Genomic DNA, 25369 nt, shown 5'->3' on the forward strand with positions numbered 1-25369 from the left:
CCTTGTGCCGGCGATGTTCGCGAGCGCGTTCGGGGAAATTCTGCATCGCGGTTTGCGCCGACGGCAAGCGCGCCGACAGTTTGTTTCATCGCGATGCGCGCGCCGATGGTTGGTTGCGCGGTTCAAAAAAGCAGGCGTGCAACAGGATTCAAGACGGCTCGCTGTGGGTTGCGGACAATCGTCAACGTCCACATAAAAGGAGCGTCTTGATGAGCGGCACGTCTTCCGAAACCACCGCGCGGCCCGAGCGCTGCGTCATCGTGGTCGATATCGAATTGCCTGCGGGAAAAGCGGCCAACGCGGCGGCGGTCCTTGCGCTGACCGTGGGCCAGCGGCATCCGGCGCTGGTCGGTGCGCCGCTCGTCGATGCATCGGGCTGCGCGCATCCGGGGCTGATTCCGGTCGGCATCGCGGTGCTGGCGGCGAACCGGGCGCAGCTTGCCGCGATCCGCGCCAAGGCCGTCGAGGCCGCTTGCGATGTCGTGACCTTCCCCGTGCAAGGGCAGCAAACCACCGACTACGCCGCTTTCCGCGATGCGGTCGCGACCGTCGCCACCGGCGATCTGGAATATCTCGGACTCGCGCTGGTCGGCGAGCGCAAGCCGGTGAGCCGCGCGGTAGCGAATCTCGGCTTGCTCAAGTAGCGCGCGTGGCAGTCTTGTACGCGCCCGGCGTCACGCCGAGCATGCGGCGAAACATCCGCGTGAGATGCGCCTGATCCGCGAAGCCCGCCGATGCCGCGATGTCGCTCAACGCGCCGCCGCGCCGGATCAACGCCATGGCGTGCCGCACGCGCGCCTGACGTTGATATTCGTGCGGCGTCATGCCCATCGCGCGGCTGAAGGCGCGAAACAGGCGAAACGGCGGCAAGCCCGCCGCCGCCGCGATATCGTCGAGATGAACCTGATCGCCCAGCCGATCGTCGATGAACCGCCGCGCCGCTTCCACCGCACGCGGCTCGCGTCCCGGCGGCGCGAAATGCGCGTGTTCCTGCGTATGCCGTGAGACGAGACGCGCGGCAAACCACAAATAACGTTCATCGCGATACAGCGGCGGACCGTTCAGTTCGGATGCGAGATGCGCATCGTGCAGCGCCGCGCTCAACGCCTGATCGCGGATGATGGGACCGCGCAGGCCGCTGCGCCCGGTTTCATCGCCGGTGAGCGCGCGAAGATGCGCCACATCCACATACACCGTGCGCTGCGTCCAGCCTTGTTCGTCGACAGGCCAGCCCGCGTGCGGTTCGTCGGCGTCGATGGCGTAGAGATCGCCCGCGCGCGCGACGAACTCCGTGCCGCGCATGCGGATGCGGATCGCGCCGCTCGTGAGTAGCGCGAAGCAGGCGGTGTCGTGGGCGTGGACATCGTAGGAAAAGCCTTCGAAACGCCCGCGCAGCAGCTCCGCGCCAAGTTCCGGCGCGCGCCAGATTTGCGTGTCGGCTTTCGGCGATGCTTTCGGCGATGACTTCATGCGCGCACGGCGGCGAACGGCAGCGTCGCGATGAATTGATCGACCGCCGCGTACAGCGCCGATTTGCGCACGCCGTCCTGCGCCTGAATGGACAGGCCCGCGAACACGGTGACGCACAGCGCGGCGAGCGCCAGCGTGTTCGTGTCCGCCGCCAGTTCGCCACGATTCACCGCTTTCGCGAGACATGCGGCGACGGCCGTGGCGGCCCGACGCCTGCGTTGACGCAAGTCTTCGCGCAGTGCTTCGTGTTCGGGGCCGATGGACATCGCGCCGAGAAAGATCATGCAGCCGCGCGGTTTGTCGAAGCTCGAAAACAACTCGATGCTCGCGCGGTACATCGCACGCAGGCCGTCGCGCAGGGATTCGTGCGATTGCAATTGTCTGAGCGCTTCGCCGCCTTCGGCGCCCGTGTAGAGGTCAAGCGCTTCGCGGTAGAGGTCTTCCTTGCTGCCGAATGCCGCGTAAAGACTCGGCGAGTTGATGTTCATCGCATCGACGAGATCGGACATGGAACAGGTGTCGAAGCCTTTGAGCCAGAACACGTCCATCGCGCTTCTGAGGGCGGCATCGCGGTCGAATGCGCGTGGCCGGCCGCGTGGCCTTTGGGGTTCGGTTTTCGGGTCGTTGGCGGGCATGATGTCTCTCTTCCTGCAGCGTTTGCGCATTGATGCACTTGCCGCAATTCAGAATTATGTGTCGATCGTAACAAAAATTCTGGACGTGTGCGCGAAGCGGTGCTTCAATATGTGTGTTGATCGTTACAAAATAACTGCATTCAGGAGTGTCATCATGAAAAAGTCATTGTCCGCGTTGGGCGCTGCGTTGTTGTTGGCTGTGCCGCTTGTTTCGTTTGCGCAGGATGTAGCCACGCAAAATGGCCCGGCGCCGTATTCCGTGTTTGTGGATCAGCCGACGGGTTATACGTTTGTGAAGATGCCGGCGGGGTGGAAGTTTGTGGGGGCGGTGTCGCAGGAGGAGGCGCGGCATGTGCCGTCGACGGTGTTGACGTCGGTCATGCCGGAGGAGTCGGGGCGGGCTTTGAATACTGCTTCGGCGAAATGAGAGAGTCGACGCCTCGTAGGTTGCGTAACTGACGAGGCTTCGTGATCCTGGGTTTGCCGCCGCTGCGTCGTTCCTTAAGCGAACTGAGCGATTCGACTAACGATATTCATCAATCTCAATGTCGATGCTCATTGCATTAGCCATCTGTCGGATGTCTTCCGGTATATCGGGCACGCGGGTCCTGTCGTCGTTTGCCCAATAGCAGAAAAATCGCATCTTTGCGCCGGTTCGCTTGGCGATGGCAGGAAGGTCGGAACGTGGCAAGCACAAAAGGCCAGCCAGATAGCGCAAATGCGGTTCGAGTAGATCGCTTTGGATTTTCGATTCGCTGCTTACGCTCCACTGTCCGAGGCGCCAGGGCGTCGCGGCGATTCGGCCCGAGGGCATCGTTCTGGTTTCTCCTTTCACCCCGGCGCGATTGGGTGTCACGCCGAAATAAGTTGTCCAGAATTCGGGCCGCTCGACATCTTGATAGATCGTGAACGACGCATAAGCGAGTGATGGATCGATTGTCATGTGGGTTGTCTCAGGGTGCGTAGTTGTACATGTTGTCGATCCAGATGTCCCGGAAATACACGCTTCCATCGTCGTGCCAGATTACGTTGTCTGCGCCACCAAGGTCATTCGCATCCTTCATGGTGTGAACCATTTTCCTAAATGTCTTTCGGTCATACCCGAGCATCTGCGCGGCGTAGCCCGGGTTGTTCGTGCTAGCCGCGACATCCACGGCTTCGCCTTGCAATTCATCGGGCACGTATTCGAATAGTTGCGCATCGTCAAAGGATGTAGCCGCTACGGGCCGAGACAGCATCTCGATATTCCGTGGCATACGCGGCGGCTTGCCCATCATTAACTTCGCGGCTGAATACGGATCGAACCGCTCAGACGGCGCACCGGGCCCCGCTCGCTCCTGCCGTGCCTCCTGAATGGCCTTGACACAGGCGCGCAGCGCTTCGTGCCTTGGCACGAAGATCAGATTGCCCCTTTCTACCTCCTTGCACACGCTTTCGGCCATCTCCCCTTGGTTCCGCCATACCCATTCCGGGAAAAACTCGGGTGAGCGGGCAAGCACGGAGCGCAAGTCTGCATCCGAGCACGACATCCGGATGATGTCAAAGCATTGAATAAATGCCTCTCGGGCAGAGTGCATGGCTAAGGTAATGTCCGCCAGCTCGTCGCGTGTGACTTCGCTCGAGTGCCGCTCGGTTCCAAAACAATAGTGGACGTCCGGGTAAAACATGCCTGGTTCCACCACGCTCAGATAGATCGGATAGTTGATGCATTTCCAAAATAGCTGCGCGTACTGGCGATGTTCGCTTCGGCTACCAAAAAACGGACCAAGATAAAACATGTGCCGCGCTCCTCCTCTTCATTGTCGTTAGAAGCGGAACGAAACTACTTCAACAGAACGCAGCTAAACAAGTGAGAAATTCCGAAAAGCGAAGGGCGGAAGTGTCAGCGTTAACTCATGCAGCACGGCAAGAACAGGCACGAGACGCATGACGGCCACCCTCAAACACAATCCACCACCCCCACCTCCTGCCCCACCGCATTCCCCCGCATCGCGCAAATCGCATCCACCACGAACTGCGCATCGCGCGCCACGCCCGAAAAGCGCCCCGATCCCCACGTATGCAACCAAGGCAGCCCAACGAAATAAACCCCCGGCACCGAAGTCACCCCACGCATATGCGACGGATGCCCACGCCCATTGAACACCGCGGCATCCAACCAATTGAAATCAGGCCGAAATCCGATACACCACACAATCGCGCTGATCCCACTCGCTTCCAGATCCAGTTCCGCGCGCTCCTCCTGCGGCTCCCAAAGCGGCTCGTAACACGTGGCCGCCGGTGCATCGATTCCATGCTTCGCAATGAAGTTATCGATGCTCGTATTAATACCGTTATACGTTTTATCCGCATCGTCGAGCACATACCGCAGATTCGGCGCGAAACACAGTTTGCCTTCGCGCAAATCCTCCAGTCGTCCGAACAATTCCATCCCTTCGAGCGCGAAGCGACGCAAATCGATATCGCGTCCACCATCGCGACCCGTCACATAATGATTCGTGTTGTCGCGCACACCTTCACGCAACGGATGATCGGTCACCGGCATGTCGTAATAGCGCATGTCCGCGAGCCAATCGACCACATCGCGCCCACGATAAAAGCGCGCACAACGCGGCGCTTCGCCAACCGCGAGATGCACCTTGCGCCCCGATAAATGCAGATCTTCCGCGATCTGCGCGCCCGATTGCCCCGAGCCCACGACCAGCACCGCACCCGGCGGCAACGCATCCGCATTGCGATAGTCCGATGACTGCACCTGCACGATATGCGCAGGCAAACGCTCGGCCATGCGCGGCACGATCGGCGTGTGATAGCCGCCCGACGCCACCACCACCTGATCTGCCGTGAACGCACCGCGCGTGCTATGCACGCTATAGCGCCCATCCGCGCCACGCGTCACGCGCGTGACCGCCGCATCTTCGAGCACCGGCGCATTCACCTTCGCGATGAACCCATCCAGATACGCGATGATCTCGTCCTTCTTCATGAAGCCATGCGGATCGTCGCCGGTATAGGGATGCCCCGGCAACGCGCACTGCCAGTTCGGCGTCACGAGACAGAACGTATCCCAACGCTGCGTGCGCCACGTATGCGTCAGCGTGTGCTTTTCCAGCACCAGATGATCGATATTCGCCTGCTGCAAGAAATGGCTGACCGACAAACCCGCCTGCCCGCCGCCGATGACAATCACGCTGTAATGCGCGGCCACGTCCTTCATGTCGATGTTCGGCATTTCCGGTTCCTCTTCCTACGTGAGTCGTTAAGTGAGTCGGGCGCTATTCCAGCCCGAGCACGGTGACGCGCGCATCGCCTTCATGCCCGAAGCGGCTGGCGTCCTCTTCGATTCGCGCGAGTTGATCGAGCGCAGCGGAGCACGCGAAGCCGTATTTCTCGCGCACACGCTCGGAACCGATCGTCAGCGCCTCGCGCGAGCGCGCCACGAAATCGGCGACGGGATAGTGCTCGCCCGCCTTGAAAAATTCACCGACCACGGTCGATGGCGAGTAGCAGTTGGCCTCGACACCATCAGGCCAACGAATCCGGAAATGCATGACGGGCATGATCGAACCACTCCTGATAAATGTCGAGATGACGAGCGGCACTGGCTCGCCATGTGAAGCGTTGCAGCAGCGCGGGGGCCGCTTTGCGCGGGCTGTCGAGTGCTTTTGCGAGCGCGTGAGTAACTTCCTCGGCATTGTTCGGATCGCTAAAGAAGCACGCGTCTTCGTCGAGATATTCCGTGAACGGTGCGATGCGCGACACCACCACCGGACGCTCGCTCGCCAACGCTTCCAGCACGACGAGGCCGAAGCCTTCGCGTAGCGAGATCATCGATACGACATCGGCGACGCGGAAAAGCGCGGGCATGTCTTCGTCATCGAGCGGACCTGTGATGACGATAGGCGTGCCTTTCGCACCTGCTTGCAGGCCAAGTTCAGCGGCACGCGCGAAGAAAAGCCGCGCGTAAGCATCGTGATCGAGCAGGCTTGCGCCGCCTGCAAGCACCAGTTGCGCCGAAGGACGATCCGCACGCAACAACGCGAACGCTTCGAGCAACATGAGCGCGTTCTTGCGTTCCTCGATGCCGCCAACCGCAAGCACGATCGGCCCATCGTTTAATCCGAAACGCTCGCGCAAATGAGCGATGCCTTCATCCGAGCATGCGCCATATCGGCTCGCATCGATACCGTTCGTCACCGTGCGCGCCTGCACGCCGTATGTATCGCGCATGGAGGTGGTCCACGTATCGCTCACGCAGAGCACTTCGTCCGCGTCCTGCCACGCGCGACGTTGCCAATGCGCGAGACGCGCATCGTCGAAATGATCGAGATGATGCACCGTGCGCATAAAACCGCGAATCCCGCCCGCTTCCTTAAGTTCCGCCAAAGCGTTTCCGCCGATGCTGTCCTGCGCGTGCAATACATCGAAGTGATGCAGACCCGCATCGATCAATGCCTTTTTCAAGGCGCGGATGCGTTCATCGACCATTGCAACGAGACCTGCCGATGAACCCTCAACACGCGCCAGCACCACACGACATGGCGATGCGCGGAACATCGCTTCACCATGACGCGCAGGCGCAAACACCGTCACCTCATGCCCGCGCTCATGTAACGCGCGTGCAAGTTCGAGCGTATGCACCACACCGCCACGCGGATTCACCGAATGCGTGAGCAAGCCGATTCGCAAGGCGTTCACGGCGCGCATATGAACGGCTCCTCGCTCAGATTCCACAGCAACGCACGTTCGCCGCCACGCGTGAGCACGACTTCGCGCGATGCATCCACTTCGCCAATCACCGCGCAAGCCAGCGAACGCGCCTTGAATCGCGCAAGCACGGTATCGACATGATGTGGGCGCACTGAAAGCACAAAGCCGAAGCTCGGAAACGCGTTCAGCCAGCGTTCGAAATCTTCATCGTCGGGACGCGGCAAGGCATCGAGATCGATACACGCACCGGCCTTCGAGCATTCGAGCAACATGAGCGCTGTGCCAAGCACGCCAGCCATGCTGATGTCTTTCGCGGCATCGCAAAGACCATCTTCGGCCAGCAATGGCAGCACTTCGAAATCAGCGCGCGCGCGGCCTTCGGGCGAACCCACCGACGCGTTCCAGAACGGATACGGCTCTTCATACTTGCCGCGCAAATCAACGGCCATGACGAGCGCATCGCCGGGCTTTGCATCGAAACTGGTCAGCAGCTTGCGCGCGCGTCCGATGATCGATACCGCGAGTTGCGCGCCATCGCTGCGCACATTGCTATGCCCGCCGACAATCGGCACGCCATACACTTTCGATGCCGCCGCCATGCCCGCGAGCACATCGCCCGCTTCGAACGCGCTGCCGCTCCACAGCGCATCGACGACGGCGATGGGGCGTCCGCCCATCGCGTAGATATCGCTTACGTTGACCATCACGCCGCTGTAACCGGCGAACCACGGCATCGCACGCACGAAATCGCTCACCATGCCTTCGATGGCGAACAGCAGAAAGCCATCGCCATCGGGAATGGCCGCGCAATCGTCGCCAATGGCCACGGCCTGCGCATCCTGCGGCAAGCGCGAAAGCACGCCGGAAATATCGCTCTTATGAGCAAAGCCGCGACTATCCCGCAGCCTTGTCACGAGCGATGCCAGCGCGCTCACGCCGCTCTCCGCGCCAGTGCGACGAAGCCGCTGTTGGGCGTCGCGCACGGCGGATACGCATGCAAACCAGCCTGCATCAAATGATGCGCGCGCCCGAAGATGCTTTCCTCTTTCAGCGATGTCCAACTCAGGCGCTGAAACAACGGCACATTCTGCGCCTGAACATGCGCGAGAAATGTTTCGCATCCCTGCGCATGCGCGCTCGATACCGCGAGCCGAATCAGCGTCGCGCCGATCTTCGCATGCGCGCGAAACGCCGCATGCACCGCGAGCCGCGAGCCGTACCAGACGCCCGGTGCATCTTCGTGAATGCGCACCGTACCAACCACTTGTTCCGGCATGCCCGCGACGCAACTCACCGCGACGAGCAGCTTCGCGTGTGTGTCGATCTCGTCGCGATCATCGCCCACGAAAATGCCCTGTTCGATGCAAAAAACCGCACGCCGCAATGTGTAGGCTTCCTGAGCTTCCCAAGGCAGCGTCGCCCATTTCACGCGAAACTCGACAGGCGCGTAAGGCAGATCGATTACATCTTCCGCAGTGGCCTCGACGAACATCATCACACCTCGTAGGACGAAAGCGACGAACACGCGCCGCACTTGCCGCAACCTGCTTTGATGTCGGTGGAACGCATGTTCGCATCCGAAAGCATCATGCCGATGGGCGCAAGCACCGAGCGCATGAATTCCGGCGCAGGCGCGGGATGGTCTTCGAGCGGCGTGCCGCTGATCGGCACGAACGGCACCACGAACGGGTATACGCCAATGGCGATCAACTCGCGCGCCGTCTGCACGATGGCCGTCGCGCCGTCGCCGAGACCGGCGAGAATGTATGTGCTCACCTGTCCACGTCCGAACACCTTCACGGCCGCTTCAAACGCTTCCATGTAGCGCGAAACCGGCACCGTCGCCTTGCCCGGCATGATGCGTTCGCGCACTTCCGGCGTGACCGCTTCGAGATGCATGCCCAACGTATCGATGCCGCTCGCTTTCATGCGCTCGAACCAGCGGTCGTCGTCGGGTGGCTCGCACTGTGCCTGAATCGGCAGATCGACGGCGGCCTTGATGGCGAACGCGCTTTCGCACAGCACGTGCGCGCCACGGTCGGATGTCGCTGGCGTGCCGGTGGTCAGCACCATGTGCTTCACGCCATCGAGCAACACGGCTGCGCGCGCCACTTCGGCCAACTGCTCCGGCGTCTTGCGCGCGATGGTGCGCCCCGCCGCCAGCGATTGCCCGATCGCGCAGAACTTGCACGACTTGCGGCGGCTTTCATAGCGGATGCACGTTTGCAGCACGGTCGTCGCGAGCACGTCCTTGCTGTGCAGCGTGGCGATATGCGAGTACGGCACGCCATCGAGTGTTTGCATCGCGTAGAAGCGCGGGGCCTTCGGGAAGCTGATGCTGGCAATCGGAATGGCGTTGCGCATGAGCGCGCTGTTGCCGTGCGCATCTGGCTGACCTGCGACGAAGGGCGAATCCCACGCGGTGCTCGTATGCACGGGGACCATGATCGTCACGCCATCGACCGTGACGGCCTTGTGATCCGATGGACCCGCGCCGCCACGACGGCTCGCCACGCCCGCGCGCGGATCGACGAGTCTCAGTCCCGTCGATTGCAGCTCAGTCATCAATTGCCGGCTCGATGCCGGCAGATTCTCGAAGGCGCTCATCGTCTTGTGTGTCCTTGAAGGAAGTGACGGGCGATGCAGGTCGATCGTTGATCGCGAGACTCAGCAACTCGGGCCGCGCGTAATGTCCGACCGAATCCATCATGCGTTTGCGCTTGGTGATGAGCGACATGTCCAGGTCCGCGATCACCATGCCTTCGCCCTCGCGCAACGGCTCCGCGAGATGCTGCCCTTCGGGCGAGATGATCGCGGTGTTGCAGCCGCCTCTCAACGCGCGTTGCAGATTGGGATCGGGCGTGATGGCTTCGATCTGCGCATCGGTAAGCCAGCCCGTTGCATTGACGACGAAGCAACCCGCCTCCAGCGCATGATGGCGAATCGTTACTTCGATCTGCTCAGCAAAAATAGGCCCGACGAGTGAGCCGGGAAACTGCGCACAATGAATCTCTTCGTGCTGCGTCATCAACGCATAACGCGCGAGCGGGTTGTAATGCTCCCAACACGCGAGCGCGCCCACGCGGCCTATTTCCGTATCGACGACCTTGAGGCCCGCTGCATCGCCTTGTCCCCAGATCATGCGTTCGTGATAAGTCGGCGTGAGCTTGCGGCGCTTGAGCAGCAGCTTGCCGTCCGTATCGAAGATGAGTTGCGTGTTGTAGAGGCTGCCGTGATCGCGCTCGTTCACGCCGAGCACGACGACCATCTTCGCGAGCTGCGCACGTTCCGAGACTGCCTGCGTGACCGGACCCGGCACGACCACCGCGCGTTCGTAAAGCCGCATGTGATCCGCGCCCGCTGCAACCGGCGCGCGCACGAACGAAAAATACGGGTAGTACGGCACGAACGTTTCGGGAAACACAATGAGCTTCACGCCCTTCGCGGCGGCTTCGTCGATGGCCGTGCACACGCGGTCGAGCGTGCCTTCGGGACGCTCGAAGTCCGGCGTGATCTGCACGGCGGCCGCGCGCACGATACGCTTGTCCACGGACGATGCCATGATCGTCAAACCGTCCAGGTGTGGATGATGAGCGCGTTGTCCTTGCGATGAAGCAACTGGATATCGAGCACATCGAGCGGGCTGATCGGCTTGATGCCTTCGATAAGCGATGCCTCGCCGTGACCGTAAAGCGCCTGCAATGCGAAGCGGCATGCATAAACCTTGCCGCCTTCGGCCATGAACTTCTGAAGCTGCTTGTTGAAGTTGAGATGGCCGGGGAACGCTTCGTCGCCGAGCGTGGGAAAGCCGCGCTGCAGACCGAGCGTGACGCCGGGGCCGTACAGCAGCACCGATGTATCGAAACCCTTGCGTTGAAGACGCGTCGCTTGCAAGAGATTGACGAAGCCAATCGAGCCTTCGAACGCGACCGTGTGGAACGTCACGAGCGCTTTTTCGCCCGGTTCCGCCTTCACGTCCTCGAAAACCTTCTCTTCGTAATCGACCAGATAATCGCCGTTTTTGTGGAGCGGTTGAGTGACTGCGGGCATGGTGCATTCTCCGATGGTGTCTGTGCGTGGTGCGTCGGCTTTGATCGCGACGGCGAGCCTTTAAACGCAACGGATATGCCAATGATTGGCCCGCGAAATGCAATCACTTTGCAATCAATGAAAACGAACGTGCTTGCGGGACTCGAAAAAATTTTAATGGCGTCATGCGCCACGGCCTTGTCCGGCATTTGACGCATGGGATCAGCGTTGATCGCACGCACGCTTTCTGCGCAGGCGCGCGTGGACGTGGTGCGCGGCGAACCGAATCCGTGCATCGGTGCGATCAATGCGATCAAGTTGCATGCGCGCATGCGATCGGTTTAAGTTGTGAACGCGCGAAATAGCGCTTGAAAAAGGACCTCGCCGTCATGACATCGAACGCGCATCACTGGATTCGCAAACTCGAAGAGAGCCGCAAGCCGGCTTATCTGACGATTCCTGATCTCATCGAAGAAGACCTGGCGAGCGGGCGTTTGCGTCCGCGTGATCGTTTGCCCGGACTGCGCGATCTCGCGGATGCACTCAAGCTCAACTACACGACCGTCGCGCGCGCTTATGCGGAAGCACGCAGACGCGGCCTGCTCGATGCGCGCGCGGGCAGCGGCACCTTCGTGCGTGGCAGAACGCAGACCTTGCCGCTCGCGGGTGGCAGCAGCGTCGAGATGTCGATGAACATGCCGCCCGAGCCGCCCGCGCTCGCGGCGCGTCTGCGCGAATCCGCGGCGCAGCTCATGCGCGATGCCGATCCGTTTCAGCTTCTGCGCTATCAGGATTTCGGCGGTACGGCAGCGGATCGCGCGGCGGGCCGTCGATGGATCGAAGCGCGCGTGCCGCGTTGTGACGATGACACCGTGCTGGTGTGTCCGGGCATTCATAGCGCGCTGGTGGCGCTCGTGTCGCAGCTTGCGCGGCCGGGTGAGACCATCTGCCTCGATTCGCTCGCGTATCCCGGCATCAAGGCGATTGCATCGCAGCTTGGCGTGAAGCTGCAAACCATCGCGCGTGATGAAGAAGGACCGCTGCCGCATGCGTTCGAAGCGTTGTGCAAGTCGGAAAAGCCCGGCGGTTTCTATTGCAATCCTACTTTGCAGAATCCGAGCACGCTGACGATTCCCCAGTTGCGTCGTGAAGCATTGGCCGATGTCGCGTTGCGCTACAACGTGCCGATCATCGAAGACGAGCCGTATGTGATGTTGCCTACCGATGGCCCGATGCCGCTTGCCGCGCTTGCGCCCGAGTTGACGTATCACGTCACGGGTTTATCTAAGACGGTGGGTGCGGGGTTGCGTGTGGCCTATTTGAAAGCGCCGACTGCGCGGCAGGCGCAGCGCATCGCGGGTGCGTTGCGCGCGACCACTGTTATGCCGAGTCCGTTCACCGTGCTGCTCGCGACGCAATGGGTCAACGATGGCACCGCGTTCGATGTGCTCGATGCGATCCGCGATGAAGGTATCGCGCGGCAAGCCATCGCGGCGCAAGTGCTCGACGGCTTGCCGTTCGATGCGCATCCGCATGGGTTTCATCTTTGGCTGCCGGTGCCTTCTATTTGCGATTGGAGCGCATCGGAGCTTGCGTTGCGGTTGCGTAATCAGGGGATCGGCGCGGTGGCGGGTGCGGCGTTTTCGACTGATGGCAATCCGCCGAATGCGTTGCGGTTATGTCTGGGTGGGCCGCAGGATCGGGAGGATTGTCGTGAGGCGCTGACGCGGGTGGCGGATATGTTGGCGGACCCGCATCATTTGCATATGCCGATGTTGTGAGCGTTCGCTCGCCCTAGCAGACGGTTTTTGCTTTTGCTGTGGTTGTATTTGGTTTTGTTGTGCTGTGTTGCAAGGGGCCTCTCTTGGCAGTGTCTTTATTGCAGTAGCCGCCTCCCCGGCGGGGGGGTAACTTTCTTTGCTGCTGCAAAGAAAGTCACCAAAGAAAGCAGCTTTTTACCCCATGCACGATGGCTGGAAAGGGTTGGTCTGGATTAACGTCACAGTGGCCGCAATAGTACGTGCCACGCGTAACGAGCCGCTTAGGCAACCTCGCGATTGCGCGCTCGAAGAATCAACACTCAGTGGACCGCATTCATTCAATCGGCCATGCGCTGCGCGCGCCGAGAACTTAAGAACGGAATCCCGCAGCCTATGAGCGCCCAGCCAAATCACACTTCCCCGCAAGATTGCTATTCGGCCCAACCTTGGTTAGTGCTCCGACTAAAAGGTGACTCGCGTTGGTATGTGCGCTTTGCCCAGAAGCGCTTGCCAAGGTAGGGCCGAATGACGACATAACGGTGAGGTGTGAGGTCGCTGGGCGCTCATACGCCGCGGGATTCCGTTCTTAAGTTCTCGGCGCGCGCAGCGCATGGCCGAATGAATGAATGCGGTCCACTAAGGCTCAAGGATTCGAGCGCGTAATCGCTAGGTTGCCCACACGCTTAACTAAACGTGCGACGTCCTATTGCGGCCACTGTATCGATTAATCCAGACCAACCCTCTCCAGCCATCGTGCATGGTGTAAAAAGCTGCTTTCTTTGGTGACTTTCTTTGCAGCAGCAAAGAAAGTTACCCCCCCGCCGGGGAGGCGGCTACTGCAATAAACACACAACCAAGAGAAGCCCCCTCACCGCCGAGCGTTGGAATAAAGATCAACCAACCCCTGCACCACCCCCGCCGTCACATAATGCGGCCCATCGAAAAGATAAGTCCGATACCCTCGATAAGCATCGATCTGCGGCTTCAGTTCCTCCGCCGTCGCCGAGCGAAACCCACCCCCCACTTGCGGCCTGAACGCCTCGGCAATGATCCTCACCCGCCCCGCCCCGAGCTTCGCGGCCAACTGATCCGCATACTCCCGCGCCACCCCCGGCTCGCGCGCGTACACGCCGCACCCATCCTGAAACAGCACCCCGACATCACCCGGCAGCCATTGATCGAGCCAATCCGCAATCGCCACGCCGCCCACATTCGCGCGGTCATACACGCTGATCCATAACGGACGCGGCAACGCATCGAGCAAATTTCGCAACGTGCTGGCGTCCTGCCATGTCGGATCGATCTCAACGGGAAAGTAATAGCCCGTCACGTTCACAGGCGGACGCACATCCGCAAGCCGCATCGATTCGATAAAAAGCTGCATGACGCTCGCGCGCGCCACCGCTTCGTTGAAGTTGCCAGCCAGACCCACGATCACATCGCGCGCCCACGGCTCGTGGCCAATACGCGCCCAATCCGGCATGCTCGGCGCGGTCCGCAAACCCGCACCCGGCACGAACGACAAACCATCCACCGCAGTCCATTGCACGAGCAATTCACGCGCGCCCAGCCGGTCCCAGTCGCCGTGTGGATCGGCGTGCGCGTTATCCGGCTGCCAGACGATGCCATCCACGATATGCGGCGTCTGCTGCGGATGCGCCGTGCTCGCCGCGCACCCCAGCGCAAGCGCGCACAGCGAGGCCGCCGCGAGCGTGCGACGCAGCGAAACGTTGGCAGTGGCGAATGGCTTCATCGATCGTCAATATGAAAGCACCGCGCTGAAGAACACGCCCTTGGCCCGGTCGTCGCCCGCGAGGCGGAAACGATACTGCACGGTCATGTCGACGAACGAACGCGGCGCATCGTAATTGTCGCCGCGAAACCAGTATCGTACCGAGACACCCGCGCCGATGCCCACCGGCACGCTGTGATCGATGGCGGAATCGTAGTCCGCGCCGATCACCGCATGCGGAAACACCGTCAGACGCGGGCTCACCGAATCGACGCGATACGTGCGCCCGAGCCGCGCGCTCGCCGTTCCATACGTCGATGGATGCACGAGGTAATGCCCCACTTCGCCATAGAATGTGCCGGTCCACCAGCTTGGCACGTCGAGCCTGCGCGCATCGCCGAAACCGGTCGAATACGCGGCGCGCGCGAGCCAGTCGGAACGCACATCGGAGCCTATCGGCAGGATCTTTTCAATGGCAAAGATGGCGTTGACGGGCGCGAACGGCTTCGCACGCGCGCCGAGCGCCGCTTGCAAAGTCGAGAGGCCCGATGGCCCGCCGCCCTTCACGCCGAAGTTCTCGTAACCGCGCGCGTACAGTTCGAACATGCGGTCGCCGAGGCTGCCGAACGGACGCCAGTACACTTCCGCGCCGGTTTGCCAGTTGTCCGAAAGACCTGGCGTCGGGTTCGTCGCGAAACCCGGCTGGCCGCCGTTGCCGCGATAGTTCACGCTCACGCTGAAACCCCAGTTGCGCGTGGCTTCCGCGTGCGCCGAGCGGGCATCGTAGAGCGAAAGCGGTGACAGCGCTTCATCGGATGGCCCGGTCGCGCTTTTATCGATTGCGTGCTCGATATAGGTCGCGCCCTCTTTCGGTCGATGCAGCGCGAGCGCGGAATAACCGGCATCGGCTTCGGCGGTGGCGGTCAAACGGCCTTGCTGTTCCGCGCGCGCGAAGTGATCGAGCGCGAGTTGCCGGTCACCCGCGCGCTGCGCGATGGAAGCGGCCTGCAACTCGCTCATCGAATCGAGCAAATGCGTATCGATGACCGCGCGTGCTTCCTGCGATGCCGCGCGCGTCTGTCCATCGGCGGCGAGCGCATCGATCAGCGCGATGCGCGGTTGCGGATCGTCGGGAACGGCGCTCACGGCATCGCGCCAGCGGGCGATGGCTTCGGCGCGGTCGCCGCGTTGTTGCGCAAGCCGTGCTTCGCGTGTGGAGTTGAAAGCGGGGTCGTGCGCGTAGACATCGCACGATGCGCCGAACCGGTCCTCGCGGCAATCGAACGTCGGGCGCGCGCGCGGATCGACCGATATGGGCGTCGGTGCTTCTTTAAGCATGGCCTGTGCACGAAGGCGACGCAGCGCGATGGCGGCATCGGCATCGTCGGGCGCGGAGTTCTGCTTGTTCGATGCAACCGGCGCGAGGACATCGAGCGCGGCTTGCGGATTGCCTTGCGCGAACCGCACATCGGCAATGATCGTGCGCGCCACGCGGGCATCGCGGTAATGGCGTTGAGCATCGTCCGGCGCATGCGTGACGCTCGGGCTAGGGTTCCGGTTGAGATTGGGCTGCAACACCGTCGAACGCTCTTCCTCCACGCTCATCGCGTTCGGATGCGCCGCGCCCCAGCGACGAACCGCCTCGTCATGCGCAAGCATGGCTTCGTGCGCTTCGATATCGGCATCGATATTTTGCGTGTCTGCATTCACGGGCGATGCAGGCGCGTCCGGTTGCGGCTCATCGTTTGCGCGCGTGTCGCCTGCCTGAGGGAGCGATGCCGGCGCGACCGCAAGCGCCTGCGCGAAGTCCGCATCGGCACCCGCGCGTGAGCCGAGCGCGGCGCGTGCATAACCGCGCATCGTCAATGCAAGCGGATCGTGGCGGTCGGGCGCGATGGCTTCCACGCCCTTAAGATCGTCACGCGCGAACAGGATTTCAATAAGCTGCAAGCGGAAATCGGTGCGGTCCGGCGCATAAGCCACCGCGTTGCGCGCGAGTTTCTCGGCTTGGGCGAGATCGCCGCGCTGACGCGCATCGTAAGCCGCCAACGACTGCGGCGGCGCAAGCCGATCGCCGATATAGCGACGCCGCGTGCGCAGACCTTCGCTATCGCCGAACAAACGCGCGGCGGTTTGAGCTTCGTCATACGCGCTGCGGTCATCGCCTGATGCAGCGAGCGAATCCACCAGCAGATAACGCAGACGTTCGACCTTAGGCGCGAGCCGCACGGCTTCGCGGCTTTCGCTTACCGCTGCCGTGTAATCCTTGCGCGCGTAATCGCTATACGCAGCACGCGCAGCCTTCAGCGCCGCACCTTGAAGATCGCCGACACCGCCACCGCCGCCCTCGCCGCCTCCCGCGATCAACGTATCGATCTGATGCCGACGCGTCACGAGCGCAGGCAACGGACCGAGCTCCGAAATTGCTTCGGATAACGTATGACTCGCGTCTTGAAGATGTCCACGCGCCGCCAGCGAATTGGCAAGCAACACGCGTAAATCCGCGACATCGGGCCGCTGACGAATCGCTTCGCGTGCACTGGCAGCAGCATCGACATAACGATGCTGGTCATACGCCTCATACGCTTCCCGTGCAATACGATACGGCGCGCCGCTCAACGGCAACGGCAAATCCACATCCGCGCGAGCCGCCGACGAAACCATAAGCGCGATGGCCGTGCACACGGCTGCGCGCATCAACGTGTGTTTCATCGCGGAGCCGCCCGCCGCGCATATCGCCGCTTCTGTTCGCGCACCGCGAGACTCAGCGCCTCCGCCGTGATGACGCCATGCGCCACCAAATAATCACCGATACGCCCATGCCGCTCCGGCCGATATTCACGCAGCGCGTTCTCGAACGTTTTGCGCGTGACCAGCCCCATCTCGATCATGATGTCGCCGAGCAAAGGCACGCCGCGCATGGCTTCTTCGTGATCGTCGGCGTGTGCGCCTTCATCCGTCAACGTGGTCGTGTCGAAGCCGCGCAGAAGGCGAAGGCCCGCCGCGATTTCGCTTTCGCGCACGACATGGATCGACACCGGGCCGCCAACCTCGTTGCGTAATTCGGTGAGCGCGGCATCGTCCAGAAGACTCGCGGTGACGAACACCGCAAATCCGCTTGCGTCCTGACCTTGCGGCATGGCGCGCAAACGCACGAGCGTTTCTGGCTTCACCGCGACGCCGGGTTCTTCCTGCATGCGGGCGGCATCGAAACGCGCGCGCGGTAAATCTGCCTGAAACGCGATGGCTTCCGCGAGCGTTTCTTCGTCGAGCCAGCCGCGCGTGACGAGCACGCGGCCAATCGGCGCTTCGCGTGCGTGTTCGGTCTGCATCGCTTCTTCGAGACGTTCGGGGTCGATCGCCTGCCACGAGACGAGCAGATCGCCGAGATCCTGACGCGTGTCGCGCAAGGCATCGGCGCTCGGGAAATCGTGCATCGTCTTGTCCCATGCAAGGCGACGCCCCGTCACCACATGCACGATGAACAACCGCCAAGCACGCGCCACGGCCATGAAGTTCACCACGTTGCCGATCACCATGCGCGGCACCGCCAGCACGCCATGCTCCCAGCCGTAAAGCCGCGTCGTGAAGATGATCCGTTGCACCACGCGCACGCACAGCGCGACGAAGTTCGCCGCCAGCAGCGCATTCAGCCAACCCGAATCGATGAACGGCGACGGGAAGAAATCCGCCGTCCATCCAAAGTAAGATGCCGCCGCGAACAACACGAACTGCACCGCAAGCAAATACGCAAGCATGCCGACGAACGCCGTCACCACGCCCTTGCGATCACGCAGCAGCAGATAGCGATTGGCGAACGAACCGCTCCATCCCGTCAGCGCCCAGCCTTGCAAACCGATGCCGAGCGTCCAGCGCGCGCGCTGACGATACGCTGTCCGAAACGTATCGGGAAAGAACTCGCGCACGCATAACGGCATCGTCGTGCGAATCTCGCGTACGGGGCCGAGGCCGAACCACACCTTGCGGCGCGACGTGAATTGCACCGGAAACAGCGGGAAAATCGACGACATGCCCATCTTCAGAATGCGCGCGCCGATGTCGTAGTCTTCGGTCAGGCTTTCGGTATTGAACGGCTGGCTTTCGGTCTGCTCGACGAGCGCAAGCATGGCGCGGCGCGAAAAGCACGTGCCCACGCCCGCCGAAGGCACCGCACCCGCCAGACTTTCGCGCACCACCAGATCCTTCGCGTGCCACTCCGCGAACTCATCCATATACGTGCCCGCGACCAGTTCGAACCAGTTGCGTTCGAGCGATGCCACCGGCAACTGAATCATGTCCTTGCGCGGCAAAAGATAGTTGAAGAACTTCAGTTCGATGGGATGCAGCACGTCCTCGCTGTCATGCATCACGACGCCCGCGAACTCCACGCCCGCTTCGTACTCGTAATGCAAAATGGCCTGCACGAGCCAGTTCAGACAATCGGCCTTGCAAGTCGGCCCATCGTGCGGCACTTCCACGCGATGCAAATGCTTATAGCGATGCCGCATGCGCTCCACTTCGCGAATGGTCGCGGCATCGTTCTGATAAGTGCCGACGAAGATCGTATAGCTGCGGTAATCGAGCACGCGCACCATGTCCTCGATCATCGCGGCGATCACGTCATGCTCCTGCCACGCCGGCACCATGATCGCGATGGGCTGTTCATCGCGCGCATAGAGCTGTTCGATCGTGAGCGGCGAATAGCGGCGCTCGACCGTCACCTTGCGCCAGAACTTGCGCGTCCAGAACCAGATGTCGATGAACAGATCGTCGAGGCTCGACAACAGGATGATGGCGGCCACCGTCGCGGCGACGTATTCGAGTCCCTGATAGTACTGGGCCAGCGCGAGCCGGCCGTACCATCTGAGCAGTTCCAGAGTCACGCGCCGTCCTTCCTGCTTTGCTGTTCGAGACGATGCTTGCGGCGTGCATTGCCCGCGAGCGCGATCAGCAGCAGCAGCAGAATCAGCAGCACGGCCGGAATGCCCCAGCGCGCCCAGTGCCGCGTGACCCAATCCGTGCTCGACGTGGGTTCATCGACGAGTTCGTCGGGGTTCACGGTATCGAACTCCTTGAGCACGCCGGTTTCGTCCACCACGGCGATATCGCCGCGCGAAAGCGCCAGCTTGTCGTTGAGCACGGGCGCCGCGCCCGTCGAGCGATACACCACGCCGTTCTGCGAGCCGGACGTCGCCACGCTCACGACCGCCGCACGCGAAAGCCCCGACATATCGAGCAGCTTGTCTCCGTTCGACGACGACAGCGTGAGCCGGTCCGCCGAATAGAGCGCCGGGTTTTTTTCGTCCGCGAGCTTCACGTCTGCCGCGAGGAACGCCCCGTCGGGTTGCGTGGCCGTGGCGGCATCGTTGGCGACGACGAATTTCGCCTGCATCGGCGCGACGCCCGCTGCACCCGTCAGATAGGCAAGACGCGGCACGGTCGTGAGGGAATCGTCGAGATAGGCGTGTGGCACGTACACCGTGGCCGACGATGCGAAACGCGCCGCCATGCCGACAAAAGTATTCGAAGGCGATGCCTGTCCGAGCCGGATATGGCTCGTCGGCAGCACCGCGACCGGATAGTTCTGGCGCGCCTGACAACCCGCGTCCGGCTGACGGCGGAAGGTCACGCGCAGTTCGTTGGTGCGCGCGAGGGCATAACGCGGAATCGGCACCGTGATTCGCTGACGCACGCCATCGACGTTCAGGAGCTTGGCGCCGATCATCACGTCGTTGGAGTAGATCGTGGCGGTGGCCGCGCCGTTGGACAGCGTGGGCGATGCCGCGAGATCGAGCACGACGCTTTCCGGCAAGCGTCCGTTGCCCGAAGCCGCCGCGAGATCGAAGCGCGCGCTCCACGATGCCGTGGTCTGCACATCGATGCTGCGCGGATCGCCGCCTAAGTCCGACAACGCGATCATGTCGCCGCGCGCGCGTTCGGCCGCGTCGATCTGATGCACGACGAGCCGGTTCGATACATCGATGGGCCGCCAGTTCTGCGCCAGCGCGCCCAAACCTTTGTTGTCCGCGACGGCAATCGTCGCGCGCCCGCCGAGATGCGCGATGCGCACTTCGCCCGGCAAAAACGGCGCAGTCAACTGATTGATCGAGCGATGACGCCATGCGTCGAATGCGGGCAGCGCATCGGCGGCGGAATTCGCGACTTGGGCGCGCAAGGCATCGAGCGCGGCGTTCACGCGCGTGCGCATTGCGTCATCGACGACGATGACGTCGGGGCCGAACGACGCACGATTGCCGAGCGCGAGGACTGCGCCGAGTTCCGCGTCATCGCGCACGAGATGTTTGTCGCCTGTTGCGATAGCCGCGAACGCCGGAATGCTGCGCAGACCTGACGGCACATCGATGCCGCTTAAATCTGCGGTCTGGCCTACTGCGGGCAACGGCTGCATGACCGGGCGGCGGCCGTCGCGCTGGAGCAGCGCATCGGTGCGCCAGGCGGTGTCGTAGGCATCCGCGCCGAGCTTGTTTTCGGTGACGGCGAGCACCGGATCGAACGGCAACGCGCTCCATGCCGCGCGCAGATCGCGGATGTCGGCGGCATCGAAATGGTAGGTCAGCTTGGTGTCGGGCGAGACGCGCAGCACGTTGCCGATCGCGGTCTGATCCGTACACACGTTCTGATTGATGACCGACGCGAAGCCCAGCCCGAGCCGCACGAAACCGGCATCGCGCGGCGCACCGTCCACGCCCAGATTCACCGCGACGCCGCCCTGATCCTGCGTGAACGCGCGCGACAGGACCGGCGAGCCATCGAGCGAAATCAGCATGGTCACGCGGCCGCCGTCGCCGCGCATGTAGCCGCCGTCGAACTGAAGCGCGGCATCGGAAATAGGGATGCCGGCGGGCACCGGCAAATAGAACTCCTGACGCGTTTCGGGCGCGGTCAGCGTGACGTCGCGCAGTAACCCGAGTTGCCTCAGCGTGACCGTGCGCGTTTGCTTTTCATCGAGACCGAGGCGCGAGAAATCGGCGGTCGCGTTTCCTGCAGCGGGAGCCGACGGTGCGGCATGGGCCGTACCGGTGAAAAATGCCGCGGTCGTAGCGACAAGAACCAGCGCGGCGCGCAGGCGGCGCCGATTCAACAATGTGTCAGTCAAGGCAAAGGACTCAAAAGTGGCGCAACGAGACGCGTAAAACGCGCGCTGCCGTTCGCCGGGGCGCAAGCCTGCCTTGCCGCCGATCGAACGCAGGATGTGGCGCGCGCGCCTCGGAGTGCGTGGATCTTGATGTTGGATACTTCATCCGGAGTGCGACGAATCTTGCCTCGCGCGTTTCCGGTATTCGTGTTCGGTTCAAGCGTCAGGCAACCGCGACTCGTTCGAGACCGCGAAGATCGAACAACGGATCGGGATTGAATTCTTCGAACGGGCGTCCCATCAATGCATCGACGATACGTGCCGATGCCTTTCCATCGCCGTAGGGATTTCCGTTGCGCGAGAAGGCTGCGCGCGCGCGTTCGTCGTCCAGCAACAGCGAGACCGCGCACACGATGGCATGCGTATCCGTGCCGACCAGCCGCGCGGTGCCTGCCTGCAATGCCTCGGGACGCTCCGTCACCTCGCGCATGACAAGCACGGGCTTGCCGAGCGCAGGCGCTTCTTCCTGCACGCCGCCCGAATCTGTCAGCACGATCGACGCGCGCTGCAAGAGCCGCACGAAACCCATGTAGTTCTGCGGCTGAATCAGAAACACGTTCGACAAATTGCCGAGTGCGCTCGTCACGGTCGCATGCACGTTGGGATTCAGATGCACGGGATAGACGATCTGTACATCGCGCCGGCGCGCGAGTTGCGCCAGCGCCGCGCAGATGTCGCGCAGACCTTGCCCGAAGCTCTCGCGCCGATGGCCCGTGACGAGCACGAGTTGCTTCGAATCGTCGAGAAAGGGAAAGCGTGCGTCCAGCCGCGCGCGCAAGGCTGCATCCGAATCAATGCGCTTCACCACCGACAGCAGCGCATCGATCACCGTGTTGCCGGTGACGATCGAGCGGCCCGCCAGCGTCTCGCGCATGATGTTGAGTTCGGAGCGGCGCGTGGGCACGAACATCAAATCGCTGACGACATCCACCACGCGGCGGTTCATCTCTTCCGGCCACGGGCTTTTCATATTGCCGGTGCGCAAACCCGCTTCGACGTGCGCCACCGGAACGCGCCGATGAAACCCGGCGAGCGCGCCCGCCGTGGCCGTGGTCGTATCGCCGTGAACGAGAATGCGGCTGGGTTGTTCGTGCTGAATCACATCGTCCAGAGCGGCGATGAGTTTCGAGGCGAGGCTATTGAGACTCTGATTCTCCGACATCACTTTGAGATCGTGCTGCGGCGTGATGTCGAACAGATCCAGCGCCTGCTGAAGCATCGAACGATGTTGGCCCGTCACACACACGACGGAACGCACGCCCGGTTCGGCTTCCAATGCCTTCACGAGCGGCGCCATCTTGATGGCTTCCGGCCGCGTCCCAAACACAGAGAGTATCGTTTTAGAATTTGTTGTCATTGTCCCGACGACTGCACAATCTTTTGACAATTCGATTGTATTCAGACGTTTAGGAAGCTTCTCATACTAAATTGTAAAAAAGTCTGACGAGTGGCTAATCGTCTGCTATGGCTAGACTTTGTCCATCTTCAGACAGTTATTCTTACCTCATTAGTGCTCTTTAGCATTAATGGTATGAGTAAACGGCCGTTCTAATAACAATAAGAATTTGATTTTAAAATCTGGTTTCCTAATTATTTTTTCTTAAAGAAGCGCAAGTCGGATGTTATCTAAATGAAGGTTATGGTTTTATTCGAAGTTTTCGGTTACTTCGCTAAGCCGGTTCATTCCTTCATGAATTTGTTCGACGCTGACACTCGCATAGCCCAGAATCAGGCCCGCGTTTCGCGCCGTTTCTTTCTCGTCCGACGCCGCGTATAGCGGCGACACCGGATAAACGCCCACCTTCGCTGCCCTCGCCGCCTCGACTAATTCGGCTTCCTTTGCAGCGCTCAACGGCAGCCACACGACGATGTGCAAACCCGCCGCCGTGCCGGTCACCTGCGTGCCGACTGGCAAGGCGTGGGCGATGGCATCGAGCAACGCAGCGCGACGGCGTTCGTATTCGCGCCGCACGCGCCGGACGTGACGCTCGTATGCGCCGGATTCGATCAAAGTCGCGAGCACGCGCTGATCGAGCACGGGCGCGTGGCGATCGCTCAGGCGCTTGGCCTGACGGAAAACGGACACCAGCGAATGCGGCAGCACGAGATAACCGAGCCGAAGATGCGGCGACAACGCTTTCGAAAACGTGCCGATGTAGATGACACGGCCGTTCGTATCGATCGATTGCAGCGCGTCGATGGGACGCTGACCGTAGCGGAACTCGCCGTCGTAATCGTCTTCGATGATCCACGCGTTATTGCGCTGCGCCCATTCGAGCAACTCAAGCCGTCGCCCGATTGGCAACACGCCGCCCAATGGAAATTGATGCGATGGCGTGACGTAGGCCAAGCGTGCGCGTGCATTTTCCGGTAAGGCATGCGTGGCCAGACCGTGTTCATCGACCGCGACCGGAATTGGCTTTGCGCCTGCTGCTTCGAAGCACTGTCGCGCGATCAGATAGCCGGGGTCCTCGCAGATGAATGTATCGCCGGGATCGAGCAAAAGCCGCGCGCACAGATCGATGGCTTGCTGCGTGCCGTTCACGATCACAATCTGCTCGACGTCGCAGCCGAGCCCGCGCGCGCGAGCCAGATACGCCTGAAGCGCGCGTCGCAAAGACAGGTCGCCTTCGGGCGCTACGTAATAGAGGGTGTCCTGCTGATTCGATAGTTCGGCGTGGTACGCGCGCTTCCACGCAAGTGCCGGGAAATCGCGCGCGGCCACTGCGCCGTATAAAAAATCGATGCATGCTTCTGATGCTGGTGGACGCTGCGGCATGGGGATTTCGGCCACGCGATTGCCGTATTGCGAAAGCGCGGGGGCAGTATGCGTGCTGCGTTTAGGGTTCGTTACCGGCAAGCGCTTCGCCGGAATCGCGACGCGCGCGGCGCGGCCCGCCGAGGTGACGAGAAATCCTTCAGCCGCAAGCTGCTCGTACACCGCCGTCACCGTCGTGCGCGATACGCCGAGATCCGCCGCCAGCGCCCGCGTCGATGGAACGGGCGCGCCCGCTTCGAGCGTGCCATCCGCGATTTGCGTGCGCAGAAGATCGTAAATTCGTCTTCCTGTGGTCGGCGGCGGTGCGCGGAACTGGTCCATCGAAATCACCCGAAACTGGATCTTCTCATTGTGCCGGTTTTGGGCCAAAGTAATGGAACGTCCGTCATATCCAAGAGATCTCACGATGTACATTCCGCCGCATTTCGCCGTCACGCGCCCTGAAGAACTGCATCGGATGATGCGCGCGCATCCGTTGGGCATCCTCGTCACGCACGGCGATGATGGTCTCGATGCGAACCACATTCCGTTCGAGTTCGATCCGGCGCATGGCACGCATGGCCTTTTGACGGCGCATGTGGCGCGCGCTAACTATGTCTGGCAACGATGTCCGACCGGCACGCCCGTGATGGTGATCTTTCGCGGTGCTGAAGGTTATATCTCGCCAAACTGGTATCCGAGCAAGCACGAAGCGCATCGGCAAGTGCCGACGTGGAATTACGAAGTGGTGCACGCGCACGGCACGCTCATCATTCGGGATGACGAAGCGTTTGTGCGCGGCATGGTTGCGCGGCTTACGCGTCGGCATGAGGCCAACGAGCCGCGTCCGTGGAAAATGGGCGATTCGGAGCCAGAGTTTATCGATAGCTTGTTGAAGAACATTGTCGGCATCGAAATTGAAGTAACTTCGCTTGTTGGCAAAGCGAAGTTGAGCCAGAACAAGGAAGCGCGGGATCGCGAAAATGCCGCCGATATGCTCGCGGCGAATGGAAATAGTAAGTTAGCCGAATCAATGCGTAGCGCCGGCTAATTTCGATGACACATTAAAAAAGCGTGCTGCCCTTTCGGGACAGCACGCTTTTTCCACTACTTAACTAC

23 protein-coding genes are annotated in these 25369 nt (G+C 61.6%); 5 read left to right on the forward strand and 18 right to left on the reverse strand.

Features of this window, described 5'->3' with window-relative positions:
* The first annotated feature begins 209 nt into the window (after positions 1-209).
* Positions 210-644: a DUF2000 domain-containing protein gene (locus ACZCWR_RS26550; protein WP_487305998.1), complete on the forward strand. Its 435-nt coding sequence runs from the start codon at positions 210-212 to the stop codon at positions 642-644.
* Here ACZCWR_RS26550 and ACZCWR_RS26555 read toward each other — a convergent pair.
* Positions 637-1470 carry a helix-turn-helix transcriptional regulator gene (locus ACZCWR_RS26555; RefSeq protein WP_487305999.1) on the reverse strand — a complete coding sequence of 278 codons (834 nt, stop codon included), beginning with the start codon at positions 1468-1470 and terminating at the stop codon, positions 637-639. The genes ACZCWR_RS26550 and ACZCWR_RS26555 overlap by 8 nt on opposite strands.
* Complete coding sequence (locus ACZCWR_RS26560) at positions 1467-2105, reverse strand: TetR/AcrR family transcriptional regulator (RefSeq protein WP_487306000.1); 639 nt, start codon at positions 2103-2105, stop codon at positions 1467-1469. The genes ACZCWR_RS26555 and ACZCWR_RS26560 overlap by 4 nt, the downstream gene beginning before the upstream one ends.
* 1 nt (position 2106) lies before the next feature.
* Between ACZCWR_RS26560 and ACZCWR_RS26565 the strand changes: the two genes are divergently transcribed.
* The gene (locus ACZCWR_RS26565) at positions 2107-2532 is read left to right on the forward strand and encodes a hypothetical protein (RefSeq protein ID WP_487306001.1); all 426 of its coding nucleotides are present in this window, start codon (positions 2107-2109) and stop codon (positions 2530-2532) included.
* Between the two features lie 96 nt (positions 2533-2628).
* Here ACZCWR_RS26565 and ACZCWR_RS26570 read toward each other — a convergent pair whose 3' ends face one another.
* The 10 genes from ACZCWR_RS26570 to ACZCWR_RS26615 form a co-directional block, all read right to left on the reverse strand.
* Positions 2629-3048, reverse strand: a complete 420-nt coding sequence (locus tag ACZCWR_RS26570) for a DUF4279 domain-containing protein (protein WP_487306002.1) — start codon at positions 3046-3048, stop codon at positions 2629-2631.
* Between the two features lie 10 nt (positions 3049-3058).
* The gene (locus ACZCWR_RS26575) at positions 3059-3883 is read right to left on the reverse strand and encodes a hypothetical protein (RefSeq protein ID WP_487306003.1); all 825 of its coding nucleotides are present in this window, start codon (positions 3881-3883) and stop codon (positions 3059-3061) included.
* A 161-nt stretch (positions 3884-4044) separates the two neighbouring features.
* Positions 4045-5337 carry an MSMEG_0569 family flavin-dependent oxidoreductase gene (locus ACZCWR_RS26580; protein ID WP_487306004.1) on the reverse strand — a complete coding sequence of 431 codons (1293 nt, stop codon included), beginning with the start codon at positions 5335-5337 and terminating at the stop codon, positions 4045-4047.
* A 43-nt stretch (positions 5338-5380) separates the two neighbouring features.
* The gene (locus tag ACZCWR_RS26585) at positions 5381-5665 is read right to left on the reverse strand and encodes an MSMEG_0570 family nitrogen starvation response protein (protein ID WP_487306005.1); all 285 of its coding nucleotides are present in this window, start codon (positions 5663-5665) and stop codon (positions 5381-5383) included.
* Positions 5631-6812 carry an MSMEG_0565 family glycosyltransferase gene (locus tag ACZCWR_RS26590; protein ID WP_487306006.1) on the reverse strand — a complete coding sequence of 394 codons (1182 nt, stop codon included), beginning with the start codon at positions 6810-6812 and terminating at the stop codon, positions 5631-5633. Before ACZCWR_RS26590 ends, ACZCWR_RS26585 begins: the two co-directional genes overlap by 35 nt.
* Complete coding sequence (locus ACZCWR_RS26595) at positions 6800-7750, reverse strand: sll0787 family AIR synthase-like protein (protein ID WP_487306007.1); 951 nt, start codon at positions 7748-7750, stop codon at positions 6800-6802. Before ACZCWR_RS26595 ends, ACZCWR_RS26590 begins: the two co-directional genes overlap by 13 nt.
* Positions 7747-8307, reverse strand: a complete 561-nt coding sequence (locus tag ACZCWR_RS26600) for an MSMEG_0567/Sll0786 family nitrogen starvation N-acetyltransferase (RefSeq protein ID WP_487306155.1) — start codon at positions 8305-8307, stop codon at positions 7747-7749. The genes ACZCWR_RS26595 and ACZCWR_RS26600 overlap by 4 nt, the downstream gene beginning before the upstream one ends.
* Positions 8308-8309: 2 nt before the next feature.
* On the reverse strand, positions 8310-9380 hold the full coding sequence (locus ACZCWR_RS26605; RefSeq protein ID WP_487306156.1) for an MSMEG_0568 family radical SAM protein: 1071 nt from the start codon (positions 9378-9380) through the stop codon (positions 8310-8312).
* A complete protein-coding gene (locus tag ACZCWR_RS26610; RefSeq protein WP_487306008.1) occupies positions 9373-10377 on the reverse strand; it encodes a Nit6803 family nitrilase in 1005 nt (334 codons plus the stop codon). The genes ACZCWR_RS26605 and ACZCWR_RS26610 overlap by 8 nt, the downstream gene beginning before the upstream one ends.
* Positions 10378-10382: 5 nt before the next feature.
* Positions 10383-10865, reverse strand: a complete 483-nt coding sequence (locus tag ACZCWR_RS26615) for an MSMEG_0572/Sll0783 family nitrogen starvation response protein (protein ID WP_487306009.1) — start codon at positions 10863-10865, stop codon at positions 10383-10385.
* Between the two features lie 195 nt (positions 10866-11060).
* On the opposite strand from ACZCWR_RS26615, the gene ACZCWR_RS26620 reads away from it, so the two are divergent.
* Positions 11061-11189, forward strand: coding sequence for a hypothetical protein (locus tag ACZCWR_RS26620; protein ID WP_487306010.1), 129 nt, complete (start codon positions 11061-11063; stop codon positions 11187-11189).
* Positions 11190-11233: 44 nt separating this feature from the next.
* A complete protein-coding gene (locus tag ACZCWR_RS26625; RefSeq protein WP_487306011.1) occupies positions 11234-12625 on the forward strand; it encodes an aminotransferase-like domain-containing protein in 1392 nt (463 codons plus the stop codon).
* Between the two features lie 847 nt (positions 12626-13472).
* Here the strand turns inward: ACZCWR_RS26625 and ACZCWR_RS26630 are convergent.
* The 6 genes from ACZCWR_RS26630 to pdxR form a co-directional block, all read right to left on the reverse strand.
* Complete coding sequence (locus ACZCWR_RS26630; RefSeq protein ID WP_487306012.1) at positions 13473-14357, reverse strand: alpha-amylase family protein; 885 nt, start codon at positions 14355-14357, stop codon at positions 13473-13475.
* Between the two features lie 6 nt (positions 14358-14363).
* Positions 14364-17048, reverse strand: coding sequence for an NfrA family protein (locus ACZCWR_RS26635; protein ID WP_487306013.1), 2685 nt, complete (start codon positions 17046-17048; stop codon positions 14364-14366).
* Complete coding sequence (locus tag ACZCWR_RS26640; protein ID WP_487306014.1) at positions 17045-19219, reverse strand: glycosyl transferase family protein; 2175 nt, start codon at positions 19217-19219, stop codon at positions 17045-17047. The genes ACZCWR_RS26635 and ACZCWR_RS26640 overlap by 4 nt, the downstream gene beginning before the upstream one ends.
* Complete coding sequence (locus ACZCWR_RS26645; RefSeq protein WP_487306015.1) at positions 19216-21453, reverse strand: cellulose biosynthesis cyclic di-GMP-binding regulatory protein BcsB; 2238 nt, start codon at positions 21451-21453, stop codon at positions 19216-19218. Before ACZCWR_RS26645 ends, ACZCWR_RS26640 begins: the two co-directional genes overlap by 4 nt.
* Before the next feature lie 202 nt (positions 21454-21655).
* Positions 21656-22789, reverse strand: a complete 1134-nt coding sequence (gene wecB / locus ACZCWR_RS26650) for a non-hydrolyzing UDP-N-acetylglucosamine 2-epimerase (protein WP_487306016.1) — start codon at positions 22787-22789, stop codon at positions 21656-21658.
* Positions 22790-23137: 348 nt separating this feature from the next.
* Positions 23138-24592 (reverse strand): MocR-like pyridoxine biosynthesis transcription factor PdxR, encoded by a 1455-nt coding sequence (gene pdxR, locus ACZCWR_RS26655; RefSeq protein WP_487306017.1) that lies wholly within the window; start codon positions 24590-24592, stop codon positions 23138-23140.
* An 85-nt stretch (positions 24593-24677) separates the two neighbouring features.
* On the opposite strand from pdxR, the gene ACZCWR_RS26660 reads away from it, so the two are divergent.
* Complete coding sequence (locus ACZCWR_RS26660) at positions 24678-25301, forward strand: FMN-binding negative transcriptional regulator (protein WP_487306018.1); 624 nt, start codon at positions 24678-24680, stop codon at positions 25299-25301.
* The last annotated feature ends 68 nt before the right edge of the window (positions 25302-25369 follow it).

The sequence above is a fragment of the Caballeronia sp. A2-2 genome (assembly GCF_057612605.2).